At 74.5% G+C, this 18,075-nt stretch carries 14 protein-coding genes; 10 read left to right on the top strand and 4 right to left on the bottom strand.

The features are described from left to right. Positions 1–262: 262 nt before the first annotated feature. Both AB0O91_RS38465 and AB0O91_RS38460 read left to right on the top strand, forming a co-directional pair. Positions 263–4,147, top strand: a complete 3,885-nt coding sequence (locus AB0O91_RS38465) for a glycosyltransferase family 2 protein (RefSeq protein WP_363443362.1) — start codon at positions 263–265, stop codon at positions 4,145–4,147. 6 nt (positions 4,148–4,153) lie between these two features. After that, positions 4,154–5,872 (top strand): DUF5719 family protein, encoded by a 1,719-nt coding sequence (locus AB0O91_RS38460; protein WP_363443360.1) that lies wholly within the window; start codon positions 4,154–4,156, stop codon positions 5,870–5,872. Between the two features lie 55 nt (positions 5,873–5,927). Here the strand turns inward: AB0O91_RS38460 and AB0O91_RS38455 are convergent, their stop codons facing one another. Continuing rightward, a complete protein-coding gene (locus AB0O91_RS38455) occupies positions 5,928–6,380 on the bottom strand; it encodes a metallopeptidase family protein (RefSeq protein ID WP_363443358.1) in 453 nt (150 codons plus the stop codon). A gap of 219 nt (positions 6,381–6,599) precedes the next feature. On the opposite strand from AB0O91_RS38455, the gene AB0O91_RS38450 reads away from it, so the two are divergent. The 6 genes from AB0O91_RS38450 to ahcY all read left to right on the top strand — a co-directional run bounded on the left by AB0O91_RS38450 (position 6,600) and on the right by ahcY (position 13,050). Beyond that, positions 6,600–6,965 (top strand): DUF3499 domain-containing protein, encoded by a 366-nt coding sequence (locus tag AB0O91_RS38450; protein ID WP_363443356.1) that lies wholly within the window; start codon positions 6,600–6,602, stop codon positions 6,963–6,965. A 139-nt stretch (positions 6,966–7,104) separates the two neighbouring features. Then, positions 7,105–8,490, top strand: a complete 1,386-nt coding sequence (locus AB0O91_RS38445) for a phosphomannomutase/phosphoglucomutase (protein WP_363443354.1) — start codon at positions 7,105–7,107, stop codon at positions 8,488–8,490. Between the two features lie 132 nt (positions 8,491–8,622). Continuing rightward, positions 8,623–8,805, top strand: a complete 183-nt coding sequence (locus tag AB0O91_RS38440) for a Trm112 family protein (protein ID WP_350509615.1) — start codon at positions 8,623–8,625, stop codon at positions 8,803–8,805. A 63-nt stretch (positions 8,806–8,868) separates the two neighbouring features. Next, a complete protein-coding gene (locus AB0O91_RS38435) occupies positions 8,869–10,113 on the top strand; it encodes an SIS domain-containing protein (protein ID WP_363443352.1) in 1,245 nt (414 codons plus the stop codon). A gap of 128 nt (positions 10,114–10,241) precedes the next feature. After that, positions 10,242–11,219: a cation diffusion facilitator family transporter gene (locus tag AB0O91_RS38430; RefSeq protein ID WP_363443350.1), complete on the top strand. Its 978-nt coding sequence runs from the start codon at positions 10,242–10,244 to the stop codon at positions 11,217–11,219. A 382-nt stretch (positions 11,220–11,601) separates the two neighbouring features. Next, entirely contained in the window at positions 11,602–13,050 is a 1,449-nt protein-coding gene (ahcY, locus tag AB0O91_RS38425; protein WP_363443348.1) for an adenosylhomocysteinase, read from the top strand. Between the two features lie 69 nt (positions 13,051–13,119). Here ahcY and AB0O91_RS38420 read toward each other — a convergent pair whose 3' ends face one another. Both AB0O91_RS38420 and AB0O91_RS38415 read right to left on the bottom strand, forming a co-directional pair. Continuing rightward, entirely contained in the window at positions 13,120–14,136 is a 1,017-nt protein-coding gene (locus AB0O91_RS38420) for a hypothetical protein (RefSeq protein ID WP_363443346.1), read from the bottom strand. Beyond that, positions 14,133–14,645 carry a SigE family RNA polymerase sigma factor gene (locus AB0O91_RS38415; protein WP_363443344.1) on the bottom strand — a complete coding sequence of 171 codons (513 nt, stop codon included), beginning with the start codon at positions 14,643–14,645 and terminating at the stop codon, positions 14,133–14,135. The genes AB0O91_RS38420 and AB0O91_RS38415 overlap by 4 nt, the downstream gene beginning before the upstream one ends. Before the next feature lie 122 nt (positions 14,646–14,767). On the opposite strand from AB0O91_RS38415, the gene AB0O91_RS38410 reads away from it, so the two are divergent. Beyond that, complete coding sequence (locus AB0O91_RS38410; protein WP_363443342.1) at positions 14,768–15,403, top strand: hypothetical protein; 636 nt, start codon at positions 14,768–14,770, stop codon at positions 15,401–15,403. A gap of 38 nt (positions 15,404–15,441) precedes the next feature. Here the strand turns inward: AB0O91_RS38410 and AB0O91_RS38405 are convergent, their stop codons facing one another. Further along, positions 15,442–16,434, bottom strand: a complete 993-nt coding sequence (locus AB0O91_RS38405) for an RDD family protein (protein ID WP_363443340.1) — start codon at positions 16,432–16,434, stop codon at positions 15,442–15,444. Positions 16,435–16,692: 258 nt separating this feature from the next. Here AB0O91_RS38405 and AB0O91_RS38400 point away from each other — a divergent pair, with 258 nt between their 5' ends. After that, complete coding sequence (locus AB0O91_RS38400) at positions 16,693–17,697, top strand: stage II sporulation protein M (protein WP_363443338.1); 1,005 nt, start codon at positions 16,693–16,695, stop codon at positions 17,695–17,697. The last annotated feature ends 378 nt before the right edge of the window (positions 17,698–18,075 follow it).

Below are 18,075 nucleotides of genomic sequence, written 5' to 3'. Positions count from 1 at the left end.
CTGACCCTCCGCCAACGGCGGACGGCCACACAGCTGTACGAGCGCCTCACCGCGACGGTGGGGCGCTTTCGTGTTCCCGGGCCGCCCGCCCGCCCCGGGCCGCCCGCCCCGCCCGGGGCGTTCCCGCCGGTCCCGGGCCCCTTCTTCACGGTCTCCGCACCGGCACCGGGCACGAGGCGGCCATCCGGAGCCGTTAGTGTGGTGCGCCATCCGGTTGCCGTTCACCGGCTGTGTCCACCGAGAACTGGGGCCCGCGCACTCGATGACCGTCTACAGCCACCAGAGCGGCTTCACCGCTGCCAGGCCGCCCGCCTACCCGCGTCACCTGGTCACCGCGGTGATCGTCTCGCACGACGGCGCCCGCTGGCTGCCGCAGGCCCTGGCCGGCCTGCTCGGCCAGGACCGCCAGGTCCAGCGGATCCTCGCGGTCGACACCGGATCCACCGACACCTCCCCGCAGCTGCTCGCCGACACCCTGGCCGACTGGCTGCCCGAGAGCGGCCCGCTGGTGCTCGGCCGCCGGGCCGGCTTCGGCACCGCCGTCGCCGAGGCCGTGGCGGGCAGCCCGCCGCTGCGTCCCGAGGACCTCCCGTACCGGCTCGACCCCTCCGGCTACGACCCGGTCACCGGCGGCTGGGACGACTTCGGCGACCCGCTCTCCCAGGAGGACGACCTCGGCCGCGGCGGCCCGCGCGAGACCCAGCCGGTCGAGTGGCTCTGGCTGCTGCACGACGACTGCGAACCGCAGACCGACGCGCTGCGCCGGCTGCTCCAGGTCGCCGACTCCACCCCGAGCGCCGCCGTGGTCGGCCCCAAGCTGCGCAGCTGGTACGACCGTCGGCAACTGCTGGAGGTCGGCGTCACCATCGCCCGCTCCGGCCGCCGCTGGACCGGCCTGGACCGCCGCGAGCAGGACCAGGGCCAGCACGACCAGGTCCGCCCGGTGCTCTCCGTGTCCAGCGCGGGCATGCTGGTGCGCCGGGACGTCTTCGAGGAGCTCGGCGGCTTCGACCGGGCCCTCCCGCTGATGCGGGACGACACCGACTTCTGCTGGCGGGTCAACGCCGCCGGCCACCGCGTGGTGATCGCCCCCGACGCCGTGCTGCGGCACGCCGAGGCGGCCAGCCGCGAGCGCCGGGCGATCGACTGCGGCGCCTCCCACCCGCACCGGGTGGACAAGGCCGGCGCGGTCTACACCCTGCTCACCAACTGCAAGGGCGCGCTCTTCCCGTACGTGCTGCTGCGCCTGGTGCTCGGCACGCTGGTCCGGGCCGTCACCAACCTGCTCGGCAAGGACCCGCGCCAGGCGGTCGACGAACTGGCCGGCCTCGGCCACGAACTCGTCCGCTTCCCAAGGCTGTTGGCCGCCCGCAAACAGCGCGCCCGGACCCGCGCGGCGGACGCCCTGGACGACCGCACGCTCTTCCCGGCCCCCGGCGCGACCACCCGGCTCGCCGTCGAGGGCGTGATCGGCTCGCTCGGGATAGGGGGCGGCGACGACTCCGGCAGCCGGCACGGCTCGGTCGAGGCGGGCGGCGACGAGGACGGCGAGGACCTGGTCGTCGAGCAGTTCGCCCTGCTCAAGAAGCTGGCCCGGCGCCCCGCGCCGGTGCTGTTCGCCGCACTGCTGGTGTTCGCCCTGATCGCCTGCCGCAGCCTGTTCGGCAGCGGCGAGCTGTTCGGCGGCGCCCTGCTGCCCGCCTCCGACGGCGCGGGCGGCCTGTGGGCGATGTACGCCGACGCCTGGCACCCGGTCGGCACCGGCTCCGCCGCCGCCGCACCGCCGTACCTCGGCGTGCTCGCGGTGCTCTCCTGGCTGCTGTTCGGCCACGCCGACCTCGCGCTCACCCTGCTGGTCGTGCTCACCGTCCCGCTCGCCGCGGTCAGCGCCTACCTGGTCTCCCGCCCGCTGCTGGACTCCAAGCTGGTCCGCGCCTGGGCCAGCGCCACCTACGCGCTGCTGCCCGCCGCGACCGGCGCGCTCGCCCAGGGCCGGATCGGCACCGCCGTCCTCGCCGTGCTGCTGCCGCCGCTGGCCCGCGCCGCCGCCATCGCGGCCGGCCTCGGCATCCGCCAGGAGAGCGCCGCCAAGGGCGCCCGCCCGGGCTGGCGGCCGGTCTGGATGACCGTCCTGCTGCTCACCCTGGCCACCGCCTTCGTCCCGCTGACCTGGGCGCTCGCGGTACCGCTGTGCCTGGCCGTGCTGCTCCTCGCGGTGCTGCGCGGCGGCGCCTTCAGCTCCGGCGGGGCGGCCCTGCGACTGCTCGGCCTGCGCGTCCTGGTGATCCTCGCGGTGCCGGTCGTGGTGCTCGCCCCCTGGTCGCTGTCGGTGCTCTCGCACCCGCAGTGGCTGCTGCTGGAGGCCGGTCTGCCCGGTCTGCACGGTGCCGGGGCGAGTGCGGCCGGCCTGCTGCTGGTCAACCCCGGCGGCGCCGGGGTGCCGCCGGTCTGGCTGTCCACCGGTGTGGTGCTGGCCGCGCTGGCCGCGCTGCTGCGCGCCGACCGCCGACGCGCGGTGCTCGCCGCCTGGGGCGCCGCCGGGGCCGGCCTGGTCTTCGCGGTCGCGGTGGCGGGCACCTCCGTCACCCCCGCCTCCGGCGGCCAGCCGGTGCCCGCCTGGGCCGGCCCGGCCACCCTGATCGCCGGGATCGCCCTGCTCGCCGCCGCCGCGATCGGCGCCGACGGCGCCAACGCCCGCGTCGCCGGGATCGCCTTCGGCTGGCGCCAGCCGGTGGCCGCCCTGGTGGTGGCCGCCGCCGTGCTGGCCCCGCTGGGCACCGGCCTGTGGTGGGCGCTGACCGGCGCCGGCGGCCCGCTGCAGCGGGCCCAGAGCGGCCAGGTGCCCGCCTTCATCGCCGAGGAGGCCGGCACCAGCGACCGGTCCCGCACCCTCGTGGTCACCGGCCAGAAGGGCGCCGTCCGCTACACCGTGGTGCGCGGCGCCGGGCTGACCCTCGGCCAGGCGGAGTCCACCGTCGACCCGGCCACCGGCACCCAGGACGGCCTGAACAAGATGGTCGGCAGCCTGCTGGCCGGCTCCGGCGCCGACCAGGCGAACGCCCTGGCCGGCTACGGCATCGCCTACGTGCTGGTCGAGCGTCAGGCCGTCGACGCCTTCAAGGACGTCCTGGACGCCACCCCCGGCCTGGTCAAGGCCAACCAGGACCGCGACGCCGCGCTCTGGCAGGTCAACGGCGCCCCCGCGGTGCGCGCGGTGATCACCGCCCCGGGGGCCAACCCGGTGGTCGTCCCGTCCGGGGCCCGTGACCTCACCGCCACCGTGCCGGCCGGCCCGGACGGCCGGGTGCTGCGGCTCGCCGAGTCCGCCGCCCCCGAGTGGAAGGCCACGGTCGGCGGCACCGCCCTGGAGTCCGTCACGGTCGACGGCTGGGCACAGGGCTTCAAGCTCCCGGCCGCCGGCGGCAAGCTGAGCGTCACCCGGGAGGGCGGCCTCGCCCACACCGGCTGGATCTGGGCCCAGGTGCTGCTCGGCCTCACCATCCTGGTGCTGGCCCTGCCCGGCCGCCGCAGCCACAAGGACGACGACCTGCCCGAGGAGGTGGTGGCCGCCGCCGCGCTGGCCGCCGCCGCCCAGGCGCAGGCCCCCGCCCCCGGCAGCCGCCGGGCCCGCCGGATGGCCGAGCGCGGCGAGGGCGGCGAGCCCGGCGCCGAGGAGCCCGGCGTCTACGAGGGCCGGCCGGGCGCGATCCCCGCGCAGCCGGCCGGCGAGCCGGTGACCGAGGCCGTCCAGGCGGCGGCCGCCGTCCAGGAGGCCGAGCCGTACACCGACCCGTACCAGACGTACCAGCAGGCCGACCCGTACAGCTACGACCAGTACGCCGCCCAGCAGCCGGCCGCCGCGCCGTACGGCGGCCAGGGGTACGACGGGCAGGGCTACGGCGGCCAGGGCTACGACGGGCACCAGCAGCAGGGCTACCCGCAGCAGGGCTACGGGGAGCAGGGCTACGAGCAGTACCCGCAGGAGCAGTACGGCTACGACCCCTACCAGCAGCAGCCCGGTCAGCCCCAGCAGGCCTGGCTGCCCGGCCAGCAGCAGGGCGAGCCGTACTACGACCCCAACGACCCGGGCGGCACCGGCCACTCCGCTGGGGACCACCGTCCGCACCAGCACGGATCGGGGAGCTGACCCGCGATGAGGAAGCCCGCTTTCAGGAAGAAGTCCGGCGCCGGGGCCGAGGAGCCCTTCGAGCCCGCCGGTGCCGCCGGCGGCACCGAGCCGGCCGGGGCCGCCGAGGCCGACCGCCCGGCGGTGCGGATCCCCGGCCGCTCCGCGGGGAAGACCACCCAGTCCCTGCTCGCCGCGGCCGTGGTGCTGGCCGCGGTGTTCGGGATCGCCGAGGTGCGCCCCCCGGCGAACCCGGCCGCGGCGGACGGCGGTGCCGCCCCGAGCACCGCCCAGGTCGAGCGGACCGCGGCGGTCTGCCCCCAGCCGTTCCAGGGCCTGACCGGCTCCACCACGCTCACCGCCTACACCCCGCCCGGCACCGGCTCCGCCACCGGCGGCGCCGGCTGGCTCTCCGAGGAGTCCGCCCCGGCCGTCCCGCCGAGCGCGGCCCCCTCGGCCCCGGCGCAGTCCGGATCGCCGACGGCGGCGCCGAACCCCGCCGCGCCGGCCACCCCGGCCCCGGACAAGAACGCGGCGCCCGCCGACGCCAAGCTGACCGTCACCAAGCCCGGCACCCCGGTCACCGGCCCGGCGAGCAACGGCGACAACGCGCCCGGCCTCGGGGCCGTCGCCAACGGCGCGCTCGCCCCCGGCTTCACCGTCTCCCAGACCACCGTGGTCACCGAGCAGCGCGGCATGGGCCTGTCCGGTCTCACCTGCACCCCGGAGAGCACCAACTTCTGGTTCGCCGGGGCCAGTACGGCCGGTGACCGGGTCGACTACCTCAGCCTGGTCAACCCCGAGTCCTCGGCCGCCGTGGTCGACATCAAGCTGTACGGCGACAAGGGCCTGATCGACAACGACGCCGCCAACGGCATCACCGTCGCCCCGGGCAGCTCGCAGTCCGTCCTGCTGTCGACCCTCAGCAAGGGCGCCGTCACCGACCTCGCGGTGAACGTGGTGGTGCGCTCCGGCCGGATCGGCGCCGCGCTGCACGCCGCCGACGGCAACAAGGGCGCCGACTGGATCCCGGCCTCGGCCGACCCGGCCCCCACCCAGGTGATGGCCGGCCTGCCCGCCGACACCTCCGCGGCCCACCTGGTGGTCTGGGCGCCGCCGGAGGACGACGCCGACCTGAAGATCCAGCTCTCCGGCAAGAACGGCTGGTTCACCCCGGCCGGCAACGAGACGATCCACGTCAAGGCGGGCATGGTCGCCGCCGTCGACCTCGGCAAGGTCACCCGCGACGAGGTCGCCGGACTGCGGCTCTCGCCCAGCGACGACAAGCACCCCACCCGGATCGTGGCCGGCCTGCGGGTCGACCGCACCGGGGGCAACGGCAAGAGCGACGCGGCCTGGCTCAGCGGCAGCGCCCCGGTCGGCGCCCGCGCCACCGTCGCCGACAACCGGGCCGGCGCCTCCACGCTGTTCCTGACCTCCAGCGGTGACGCCGCCACCGTCAAGGTCACCGCTTCGGCGGGCAGCGGCGGCGGCACCCCGGCGACCAAGGAGGTGCAGGTCCCGGCCGGCGGCACCGTCGCCATCCCGGCTCCGGAGCCCGCCGGGCTGAACGGCACCTTCGCGCTCACCGTGGAGACCGAGTCCGGCGGCCCGGTGGTCGCCGCCCGGATGCTCTCGATCCCCACCAAGGACGTGCCGATGTTCACCGTCCAGGCGTTGCGCGACGACCGCAGCACCGTCCAGGTCCCGCGGGCCGCCCAGGACCCGGGCGTCGTCCTGCGCTGACCGTGCTCCCGGGGCCCCGCGGGGCCCCGGGGGACTCGGCGTCAGGGGCCCGGGGTCACTCCTCGTCGTAGCGCGGGTCGATCGCGTCCGGTGACAGGCCGAGCAGCTCGGCCACCTGCTCGATCAGGATCTCGTGCACCAGCGCCGCCCGGTCCTCCCGGGTCTTCGCCCGGATCTCCACCGGCCGCCGGTACACCACGATCTGGCTCTTGCGCCCCTTCTGACCCGGCAGCACCCGGCCCAGCGGCACGCCGTCCTCGGTGTCGGAGCCGTCCGCCTCGTGCAGCGGAACCTCCTGCACGGCGAACTCCACCTCGATCAGCTGCGGCCACCGCCGCTCCAACCGCTCCACCGACTCGCGCACGTAGTCGTCGAACAGTTCGGAGCGGGTGAGCGAGATCGGCACCTGGGGCGGCGCCAGCGGGCCGCGCAGCCCCCTGCCGTGCCGGTCGCGGTGCCGCGGGCGGCGCGAGGGCCCTGTCGATGACTGCGGTGCGGAGCTGTCCATATCACTGCCGAGAGTAGTCCTTGGCGGGTCGGAAGTGGACCACTCCGACGGGGGAATCGCCGGGGCGGCGGCGCGTGCCCGAACCGCCGGAGCGAGCCGGACGGCGGGAGCCGGGCGGCGCGCCGGGGGCCGCGGGCGGGGCGGCGGAGCACGACACGGCACCCCCGTCGGGCAGGCGGTCTTCGCTCCCCGGCGGGGAGTGCGGTACCGTCCACCTTCGTGAGCTCTGTACGTCGTTGTTCGCGGACCGCGTGCGGCCGACCGGCCGTCGCGACGCTGACGTACGTCTACGCGGACTCCACCGCCGTCCTGGGCCCGCTCGCCACCTACGCCGAGCCGCACTGCTACGACCTGTGCGCCGAGCACGCCGAGCGGCTGACCGCCCCGCGCGGCTGGGAGGTCGTCCGGCTCGCCGCCGAGGCCGGGCCGCTGCGCCGCAGCAGCGACGACCTGGAGGCCCTGGCCAACGCCGTCCGCGAGGCCGCCCGCCCGCAGACCCCCCGTCAGGGCCGGGGCCCCGAGGCCGATTCCACCGAGGGCGGCCGCCGCGGCCACCTCCGGGTGCTGCGCTCGCCCGACAACTGATCCGGGCCCCCGCCCCTCACCCGGCACGGCGAGTTCGCCCGGCCCGGGTACGCTGCCCGTCTGACCCACCGCGCCCCGTCGACCGGACGGGCGGGGTGGCCCGACGTATCGATCAGCACAGAACCAGGGTGGAGCCGCAGTGCGCGACCTCAAGCAGCTCGTGAAGGCGTACGACGTCCGAGGTGTCGTCCCGGACCAGTGGGACGAGAGCCTGTCCCGGGCCTTCGGCGCCGCGTTCGTGCAGGTCACCGGCGCGTCCGCGATCGTGGTCGGGCACGACATGCGCCCCTCCTCGCCGTCGCTGAGCCGGGCCTTCGCCGAGGGCGCGGCGGCCTACGGCGCCGACGTGGTCGAGATCGGCCTCTGCTCGACCGACCAGCTCTACTACGCCAGCGGCAAGCTCGACCTGCCCGGCGCGATGTTCACCGCCAGCCACAACCCGGCCCAGTACAACGGCATCAAGCTCTGCCGGGCCGGCGCCGCCCCGGTCGGCCAGGACACCGGCCTGTCCGAGATCCGCGAGCTGGTCGAGTCCTGGACCGGCGAGGACGACACCGTCACCGTTCCGGCCAAGGACGTGAAGCCCGGTGCGCTCTCCGCGCAGGAGACCCTGCGCGGCTACGCCGACCACCTGCTGGGCCTGGTCGACCTCACCGCGATCCGCCCGCTGAAGGTCGCCGTGGACGCCGGCAACGGCATGGGCGGCCACACCGTGCCGACCGTCTTCGACGGCCTGCCGATCGAGCTCGTCCCGATGTACTTCGAGCTGGACGGCACCTTCCCCAACCACGAGGCCAACCCGCTCGACCCGAAGAACCTGGTCGACCTCCAGGCCAAGGTCCGCGAGGTCGGCGCCGACCTCGGCCTGGCCTTCGACGGCGACGCCGACCGCTGCTTCGTCGTCGACGAGCGCGGCGAGCCGGTCTCCCCGTCCGCGATCACCGCGCTGGTCGCCGCCCGCGAGATCGCCCGCGCCCAGGCCGCCGGCGAGGCCGAGCCGACGATCATCCACAACCTGATCACCTCCTGGACCGTCCCCGAGGTGGTCCGCGAGCTCGGCGCCACCCCGGTGCGCACCCGGGTCGGCCACTCCTTCATCAAGCAGGAGATGGCCGTCACCGACGCCGTGTTCGGCGGCGAGCACTCCGCGCACTACTACTTCCGCGACTTCTGGCGCGCCGACACCGGCATGCTGGCCGCGCTGCACGTGCTGGCCGCGCTCGGCGGGCAGCCGGGCACGCTCTCCGCCCTGACCGCCGAGTACGACCGGTACGCCGCCTCCGGCGAGATCAACAGCACCGTCGCCGACCAGGCCGCCAGCACCGCCGCCGTCCGCGCCGCCTACGCGGGGTCGGAGGGCACCACCGTCGACGAGCTGGACGGCCTCACCGTGGCCGGCCCGGACTGGTGGTTCAACCTGCGCGCCTCCAACACCGAGCCGCTGCTGCGCCTCAACGTCGAGGCCAAGGACCCGGCGAAGATGGCCGAGCTGCGCGACGGCGTGCTCGCGATCGTCCGCGCCTGACCGTCGCCGGTCGTCCGGCCCGACCGCCCGGGCCGATCGTCTGCGCCTGACCGCGGGCCCCGGTGCCCCGGCCGGTAGGGTTGCCTATCGGCCGGGGCACCTCCGTGCCACCCCCGAACTCTGGAGAGCCCCATGAAGCTCGAATCCTTCCTGCTGGAGATCCTGGTCTGCCCGCAGTGCCGGGCCGCGCTCGTCGAGGGCGGCACCGAGGAGCAGCCCGAACTGCTCTGCACCGGCGCGGACTGCGGCCTCGCGTACCCGGTCCGCGAGGGCATTCCGGTCCTGCTGGTGGACGAGGCGCGCCGCCCGGCCTGATCCTGTTGGGGCCGCACGCCCCACCCGCGCCCGCCGACCACAGGACAGCCGGAGGCCCGCCGCATGCTCGACGACACCCTGCTCGACGACCCGGCCGCCCTCCAGCGCGCCGACCGCGACCGCGCCCTGCTGGCCCTGGCCGGCGCCGGGGCACGGGTCCGTACCGCGCTGCGGCAGTCCGACGCGGCCGGCCTCGACCGGCTGCGCCCGGACGGCCGACCGCGCACCGTCCTGGTCGCCGGGCACGGCAGCGCCCTGACCGCGGCCGAGATCCTCGCCGCGCTGGCCGGCTCCGCCACCCTGATCACCCCGCTGCCGCCGACCGAGGCCGTCGCCCCGCGCGTCGACCGGGCCGGTGCCCCGCCGGTCCTCACCGCCGGACTCGGCTGGCAGCTGCCCGGCTGGGCCGGCCCGCTCGACCTGCTGGTGGTCAGCTCCGCCGACGGCGGGGAACCGGGCCTGATCGGCCTCGCCGAGCAGGCCTACGCGCGCGGCTGCGCGATCGTGGTCACCGCCCCGGCCGGCAGCCCGCTGGCCGAGGCCGCACTGCAGGTGCGCGCCCTGCCGCTGCCCTTCGTCGCCGGGGCGCTGCCCGACGAGGGCCGGCCCGCCGAGCCGGCCGCCGAGCCGGACCTGCCAGCCGAGGACCCGGCCGCGCTCTGGTCCCACCTGACCCCGCTGCTGGCGCTCACCCAGAAGCTCGGCCTCACCCAGCTGCCGTACGACGCGCTGCCCGCCGTCGCCGACCTGCTGGACGCCGCCGCCGTGCGCTGCCGCCCGGACGCCGCCGCGTACACCAACCCGGCGAAGGGCCTGGCCGCCCGGCTGGCCGGGACGGTCCCGCTGCTGTGGGCCGAGGGCCCGATCGCCGGGGCCGCCGCCACCCGCTTCGCCCTCCAACTCGCCGACCGGGCCGGCCGCCCGGCGCTGGCCGGGTCGCTGCCGCAGGTGCTCACCGCCCACCGCGGCATGTTCACCGGCCAGTTGGGCGCGGGCGCGGACCCGGACGACTTCTTCCGCGACCGGGTCGAGGAGCCGGACCCGCTGCACCTCCAGGTGCTGCTGCTGCGGCACGTCCCCGGTACCGCGGGGGAGGGGGAGCAGGACGGCCCCGCCGAGGTGACCGAGGACGACGAGCGCCCGCGCAGCTTCGGGGCGAACCGCGCGCACCGGCTCGCCGCCGCCCACGACGTCCGGCTGACCGAGTACGCGAGCACCGTCCCTGACCCGCTGCACGCGCTGGCCGACCTGATCGCGCTGACCGACTTCGCCGCCGTCTACCTGGGGCTCGCCGCCGCGCAGTCCTGAGCACCTTGCCGTTAGCGTTCTCCGGAGGAGGGAGCTCCCCGTACGAGGGAACTCCCGGCACGAGGGGACGCCCCGGAGGAGGGAGCTCCCCGCAGGGGTGAGCGGAACGAGCGCGGTGAGGCGGGCGGATGAGCACTGAGGGCGGGACGAAGGCACTCGTCGCGGCACTGTCCGCGAACCTGGCGATCGCGGTGGCCAAGTTCACCGCCTTCGGCTTCACCGGCTCCTCCTCGATGCTGGCCGAGGGTGTGCACTCGGTGGCCGACTCCGGCAACCAGGTGCTGCTGCTGATCGGCGGCCGGCGGGCGCGCCGGGCGGCGGACGAGGAGCACCCGTTCGGGTACGGGCGCGAGCGCTACGTCTACGGCTTCCTGGTGGCGATCGTGCTGTTCAGCGTCGGCGGGCTGTTCGCGGTCTACGAGGGCTGGCACAAGGTCAACCACCCCGAACCGCTGGACTCCTGGGGCTGGGCCGTGGGCGTGCTGGTCTTCGCCGTCGGGATGGAGGGCTGGTCCTTCCTGACCGCGCTGCGCGAGTCCGCCAAGGCCAAGGGCGGCCGGGGCTGGGTGCAGTTCATCCGCACCGCCAAGGCGCCGGAGCTGCCGGTGGTGCTGCTGGAGGACACCGGAGCGCTGGTCGGCCTGGTGCTCGCGCTGATCGGCGTCTCGCTCACCGTGGTCACCGGGAACGGCGTCTGGGACGGCGTCGGCACCCTGGGCATCGGGGTGCTGCTGGTGCTGATCGCCGTGGTCCTCGCGCTGGAGACCAAGTCGCTGCTGCTCGGCGAGTCCGCCGACCGGGACTCGGTGCGCCGGATCCGGGACGCGCTGGTGGACGGCGAGTCGGTCACCGGGGTGATCCACATGCGCACCCTGCACCTCGGCCCGGAGGAACTGCTGGTCGCCGCGAAGATCGCCGTCAACGCGGAGGACAGCGCCGCCCGGGTGGCGCGGGCCATCGACGAGGCCGAGGAACGGGTCCGGGCCGCCGTCCCGATCGCCCGGGCGATCTATCTGGAGCCGGACGTCTACAGCGCCGAGAAGGCCGCCGCGGGCGAGGACCCGGCCGCCACCCCGGGCGGTCCCGGGCCGGGCCCGGCGCGCTGAGCGGCTGTTCCCCGCCCGGCCCGGCGCGCTGAGGGGCCGTCCGGCGTGCGGCCCGGCGCCGGACTCCGGAGCCGGTGGAGCGGCGCTCGGGTCCCCGACCGAAATCCGTCATCGGCGGACGGCCGGTGGGGCCGCCGGTGTAGATTCGTCACCAGAGCCAGAACGTCGCTGCTGATGGCGGTCGATCGGCGGTCCGCGCCCGTAGGGTGCGCCCCGGTCGAGGGAGAGAGGTCCTCCGACGGTTTGTGCTGCGCAGTGGGGTACCGGTCCGCACCACGGGACCAGCTTGCCCCGGCGTAGCCGTGCACCCGTACGGCCCGCCATGCGCACCGCACATCCGGACCTTTGGCCGTGCCCCACCCCATCAGCGAGGAGCAGACGCATGTCGACCGACAACACCGGTGACTTCAAGGTCGCCGACCTTTCCCTGGCGCCGTTCGGCCGCAAGGAGATCCAGCTGGCCGAGCACGAGATGCCCGGCCTGATGTCCATCCGCGCCGAGTACGCCGAGTCGCAGCCGCTGGCCGGTGCCCGGATCACCGGCTCGCTGCACATGACCATCCAGACCGCGGTGCTGATCGAGACCCTGACGGCGCTCGGTGCCGAGGTCCGCTGGTGCTCCTGCAACATCTTCTCCACCCAGGACCACGCGGCCGCCGCCATCGCCGTCGGCCCGGAGGGCACCCCGGAGAACCCGCAGGGCGTGCCGGTCTTCGCCTGGAAGGGCGAGACCCTGGAGGAGTACTGGTGGTGCACCGAGCAGGCGCTCACCTGGCCCGACGGCAAGACCCCGAACATGATCCTGGACGACGGCGGCGACGCCACCCTGCTGATCCACAAGGGCGTCGAGTTCGAGAAGGCCGGTGCCGCCCCGGACCCGTCCACCGCGGACAACGACGAGTTCCGGATCATCCTCGAGGTGCTCAACCGCACCCTCAAGGACACCCCGAACAAGTGGACCGAGCTCGCGGCCACGATCAAGGGCGTGACCGAGGAGACCACCACCGGTGTCCACCGCCTGTACGAGATGCACCGTGACGGCCAGCTGCTGTTCCCGGCGATCAACGTCAACGACTCGGTCACCAAGTCGAAGTTCGACAACAAGTACGGCTGCCGCCACTCGCTGATCGACGGCATCAACCGCGCCACCGACGTCCTGATCGGCGGCAAGGTCGCCGTCGTCTGCGGCTACGGCGACGTCGGCAAGGGCTGCGCCGAGTCGCTGCGCGGCCAGGGCGCCCGCGTCATCGTCACCGAGATCGACCCGATCTGCGCGCTCCAGGCGGCGATGGACGGCTACCAGGTCGCCACCCTGGAGGACGTCGTCGAGATCGCCGACATCTTCATCACGACCACGGGCAACAAGGACATCATCATGGCCTCGCACATGGCCCGGATGAAGCACCAGGCCATCGTGGGCAACATCGGCCACTTCGACAACGAGATCGACATGGCCGGCCTGGCCAAGCTCGACGGCGTCGTGAAGACCGAGGTCAAGCCGCAGGTCCACGAGTGGCGCAAGGCCGACGGCCGCACCATCATCGTGCTCTCCGAGGGCCGCCTGCTGAACCTGGGCAACGCGACCGGCCACCCGTCGTTCGTGATGTCCAACTCCTTCGCGAACCAGACGATCGCCCAGATCGAGCTGTTCACGAAGACCGAGCAGTACCCGATCGGCGTCTACGTGCTCCCGAAGCACCTGGACGAGAAGGTCGCCCGCCTGCACCTCGACGCGCTGGGCGTGAAGCTGACCACCCTGAGCCAGGACCAGGCCGACTACATCGGCGTTCCGGTCGAGGGCCCGTACAAGTCGGAGCAGTACCGCTACTGATGCGGTGACGCTGTGACACCGGTGGCCGGCACCCCTGGGCGGGGTGCCGGCCACCGGCGCGTTCCGGGGTCAGCGGAGGTTGTCGGTCGTCCAGGTGCTCTCGTCCGCGCCGGTGACGTGCACCAGGGCCGTCAGGCCCGCCAGCCCGCCGAAGCGGTCGGCCACCGGCAGGTCCTCGGTCGTCGTCGAGGCGCAGATCTGCAGCCCCTGCTCGACCCGGCAGCTCTTCCGGATCCTCCCGTAGGGCAGGTCGCCCTGCGGTGCCACCTCGATGTCGACGGTCCGCTCGCCGACCGCGAGGACGACGCCCGCCGCCCAGGGCAGCGAACCGGCCGGGCGGTGCAGGACGGCGTCGGTCGCCCGCGCGAGATCGGGCAGTCCGGACAGCCGGAACGGCAGCGGGACGCCCCGCTCGCCGGTCCTGACACCGGAGGCGACCCGGAGCATCAGCGCGTCCGTGAAGTCGGCCATGCGACCGCCGGACGCGGTGAGCTCCGCCCACCGGCCGGACGCGGTCTGCCAGTACAGGACCCGGGTGCCGCTGTCGAAGGCCGGGGCGGTCGGGTGGACGGCCCAGAAGGCCGAACGGCCGCCGACGGGGGCGGCCGGGACCTTCGCCTGCTCCTGCCCCGGGGTCGTGGCGAGGGCCGGCTCCCGGCCGGCCGGGAGCAGCGAGACCCGGAGGAGGTGGCCGGACTCGCCCGGCTGAGTGGCGAAGGCGAGGGTGCCGTGCTCACCGGAGGCGTAGCTGACGCCTCGCTCGCCGTCGACCCAGTCGGGCAGCCAGCCGAACTCGACCTCGGCGGTCAGCAGGGCGGGCCGCACCGGTCCGGTCGGCGCCGGGCTCGCGGTGGCGGCCGGAGGGAGGACGGGAGCCGCGCTGCCGGTGGGCTCCAGCAGGAGCCCGGTCGTGACCAGGGCCGCCGTCGCCAGGGCCGCCGTGCCGATCGCGGCCCGCTGCCGAGTGCGGACCCGCTGCCGGGCCCGGGCGATCGAGCTGCCGGCGTCGAAGGCCGGCGGCGGGGCCGGTCCATCGGCCAAGTCCCGTAGCTGGAAGATGAGTTCGGCGTTCTCGAGATCGCTCATCGGGTCCTCTCCACGGTCGTCGGGACGGGAACGAGACTGCGGCGCAGCGCCTCCAGGGCCCGTGAGCTCTGGCTCTTCACGTTGCCCGAGGAGCAGCCCAGGGCCTCGGCGGCCTGGTCGATCGACAGGTCGCAGTAGAAGCGCAGGACGACGGTGGCCCGCTGCCGGGGCGGCAGGGCCGCCAGGGCCCGGCGCAGGTCGAGCGAGGCGTCCAGGTCGAGGGCCGCGACCGCGCTCTCCGGGTCGACGTCGGTCCTGACCGTGCGGCGCCACCAGGCGGTGCGCTGCTCGGCGAGGAAGGTGTTGACGAGCGTCCGGCGGGCGTAGCCGTCCAGGTTGTCCGCCCGGCTCGCCTTCGACCAGTGCACGTACAGCTTGGTGATCGTCTCCTGCACCAGGTCGTCGGCCCGGTGCCAGTCCCCGCACAGCAGATAGGCGACCTTGCGCAGCCAGCCGCCCCTGGAGGCCACGTACTCCGTGAACTCCGCGTCGCGCGTCGGCTTCGCCATCCGCACCCCCCTTCGTCGTTCCGCTCTCGCAGGTCGGACGGCGTCTCCCGCGCCGTCCGACCCTCTGATGCGGGCGGTGGCCCGGAACGTTGCACGGGAGGCTTCCTGCGTAGGCTTCGGGCATGCCCAACGGCCGGTACTCGCTCCATGACACCCATGACCACCTGCTGCTCGGCGAGGAGCGCTTCAGCTGCGCGCCCGGGGCGGCCGGCTGGCGGTACGTCTCCAAGACCTACGCGCCGGACGGCCGGGTGATCGGCAGCGTCGACCTGACGCTTGACTCGCGGGCCCGGCCGCTGCGGATGGAACTGCGGGCCGGTGGCTGGCAGGTGCGCGGCGGTGCGGTGGACGGGGTGGCCTGGGTCCGCACCGACGCGGCCGACCCGGGCGGCGAGCACGCGGCGGAGGGGCACGACCGGGCGCACGGCTTCACCGGGCGCTCGCCGGGCTTCCTGGTCGCCACCGCCCGGATGCTGCGGCTGCGGGAGGGGGCGAGCGCGCGGGTGCGGTTGGTGGCGTTCACCGAACCGGTGCTGGCGCCGCGCACCTTCGACCAGGGCTGGCTGCTGGAGGGTGTGGACACCCACGGGACGGACTCGGGGCCGCTGCTGGTCGAGCGGTACCAGGTGGCGGACCTGGAGACGGGGGAGCAGCAGGTCGTGCACCTGGCGGGGGACGTGGTGCTGGCGGCGGCGGGGGTCGAGCTGGAGGAACTGGCGTCGCCGCCGAACTCCTGGCCGGTGGTGGGGGAGGAGTAGCGCGGGGCGCGGGGTTCCGGACCCGCCGGGTCCCGGGCTCAGGCGGGCGGGGCGAAGCCGGCGTCGGGGGCGGGGGTGATGGGGGCGGCGGGCTTGTCGAAGGAGGGCGGCGTGGGGGTGACCGGGGCGACGGGCTTGTCGAAGGAGGGCGGCGTGGGGGCGGCCGGGGCGACGGGCGGGGTCGGAGCCGGGGCCGCGGGGACCGGGCTCGGGGCCGGAGTCACGGGGACCGGGGTGGGCATCGGCGCGGGGGCGGCCGTCGCGAACCGCTGCTGGGCGCGCATCCACTCCCGGCGCTGGCGCTCGGTGAGCACCGCGCCCAGGTAGGCGGCCGGGTGCAGGCCCTGCGGTACCGGGTGCCCGATCCGGGCGGACAGGTCGGCGGCCAGTCCGGAGGACATCCGGAACGCCACAGCCTGGTCCAACTGGCCGATCCTGCTGAGCAGTTGGCGGATCGCGAGCCAGAGCGGCTCGGGCACCGCGGAGAGGTCCATCGCGACCAGCTCGCGACCCATGTCGTGCAGCAGCTGGGGGTGCACCGGCGGCAGCGGGGCGGTCTGGGCGGCCCCGCCCGAGGTGCGCTCCCGGACCACGACCGTCCCCGCGAAGATGTCGCCCAGCCGCTTGCCGTCCGGGTTCAGCGCGGACGTGATCACGGCCGGGGCGCCGGTTATCGCGATCAGCTCGAAGAAGCCCACCAGCCCGCGCACCAGCGAGTGCCGGAACCGGACCGGCCCGCCGTCGGTGCGCACCACCCGGAGGCCGAGCGCGGCCTTGCCGACCGAACGGCCGTGGCTGAGGGTCTCGATCATCACCGGCAGGGCGACCAGGTAGAACACCGTCATGCCGAGCATCGTGGCCGCCAGCGCCGCGCTGTCGAGGTCGGACAGCGCGACCGACATCACCAGGGTGGAGAGGAACAGGGCGGCGAACTCGATGAGCAGGTCGAGCACGATCGCCAGCGCCCTGCTCGGAAGCTTCGCAGTCTGCAGGTCGAGGACGACCGCCTCACCCGTCACCAGGTCGCTCAAGACACCTGTCCGTTCACGCTCGTGCGGGAGGAGGGAGTGCAGTCGGATCGGCCCCCACTGCCCGCGCTCCGCAGTCTGATCCGCAGCCGCAAACATACGGCGCCCGGTGGGCGCACGGGAAGTGAGATCCCGACGGCCGGGGCGGAGACCGCTCCTGGCATGCTGGGCCCCCACGTGTCCGTACGTACCTGCCCGACCGCGCACGTGCACCGACCGCGCACGCGTGCCCCGCGCCATCGCCGACCATGGAGCCGCCGAATGGACCTGGACGTCTTCGTCGCCACCCACCAGGGGGAGTGGGCCCGGCTGGACGCCCTCGCCCGCAGGCGCCGACTCAGTGGTGAGGAGGCCGACGAGCTGGTCACCCTCTACCAGCGCGCCACCGGCCACCTCGCCAAGGTCCAGGCCGCCGCGCCGGACCCGGCCCTGGTCGGCCGGCTGACCGGCCTGGTCTCGCGGGCCCGCAGCACGGTGACCGGCGCCCGCAGCAACGGCTGGCAGGACGTCGCCCGCTACTACACGGTGAGCTTCCCGGCCGCGCTGTACCGCACGCGTCGCTGGTGGGTGCCGGTGGCGGTCGTGTCGATGGTCGCCACCGTGCTGCTGGCCTGGTGGATGGCCACCCACCCCGAGGTCCGCAACAGCCTCATCGCCCCTGAGCACCTCCAGGAGATGACCCGCCCCGGCGGACAGTACGAGGCCTACTACTCGGACCGGCCGGCCAGCTCCTTCGCCGCCCAGGTCTGGACGAACAACGCCTGGGTCGCCGTGCAGTGCCTGATCTTCGGGATCGCCCTGGGTATTCCGGTGCTCCTGGTGATGTGGACCAACGTCGTCAACCTCGGCGTCGGCGTCGGGCTGATGGCCTCGGCCGGGCGGCTCGACATCTTCCTCGGCCTGCTCGTCCCGCACGGTCTGCTGGAGCTGACCGCGGTCTTCGTGGCCGGCGGCCTCGGCCTGCGCCTCGGCTGGACGGTCATCGACCCCGGACCGCGCACCCGCACGGTGGCGCTGGCGGAACAGGGCCGCGCGATCGTCGGCATGGCGATCGGCCTGGCCACGGTGCTGGCGGTGTCCGGTGTGCTCGAAGCCTTCGTGACCCCGTCCGGCCTGCCGACCTGGGCGCGCATTTCCATCGGCGTGCTGGCGGAGGCGGCCTTCCTCCTCTATGCCCTGGTGCTGGGCCGAAAGGCCGCGGCGAGCGGAGAGTTCGGCGATGTGGACGCGGCCGATCGGGCGGACCTGCAGCCCGTCGCGGCCTGAGCCGATGTGATCAACAGGCCGCTGACCTGCTAGTCTTCTCGCATCCCGACCAAACCATTGACGTGGTGAGGGTGGGCTAGTAGGTTTGAACGGTTGGGTCTGACTGGACAACGGTCGGGTCCGGGCGTTAGTGTCTGCGACACCGCCGAAATCGAGGCGAGTGCATTTCACGAAATGCGCGTCCTCTTGATGAAGCAAATCCCACGGACGGAACACTCCGGAAGCTTTGATAGGCTTCGGAACGAAGTTCGCAGGAAATCCCGCCAGCGGGAATCGGATGAATGAAGCCCCGGAAAACGGAGCGGAAAACATCTGGTAAGCTGGAAACACGAAAGAACGAAGCGCCCGGAGGGCCCGCTGGAAGGCGGTCCGAAGGAA

It is taken from the genome of Kitasatospora sp. NPDC089797 (genome assembly GCF_040684795.1).
GTDB lineage: Bacteria > Actinomycetota > Actinomycetes > Streptomycetales > Streptomycetaceae > Kitasatospora.
Note: the sequence above shows the minus strand (reverse complement) of the source record. Positions and strands in the feature narration are given on the sequence as shown.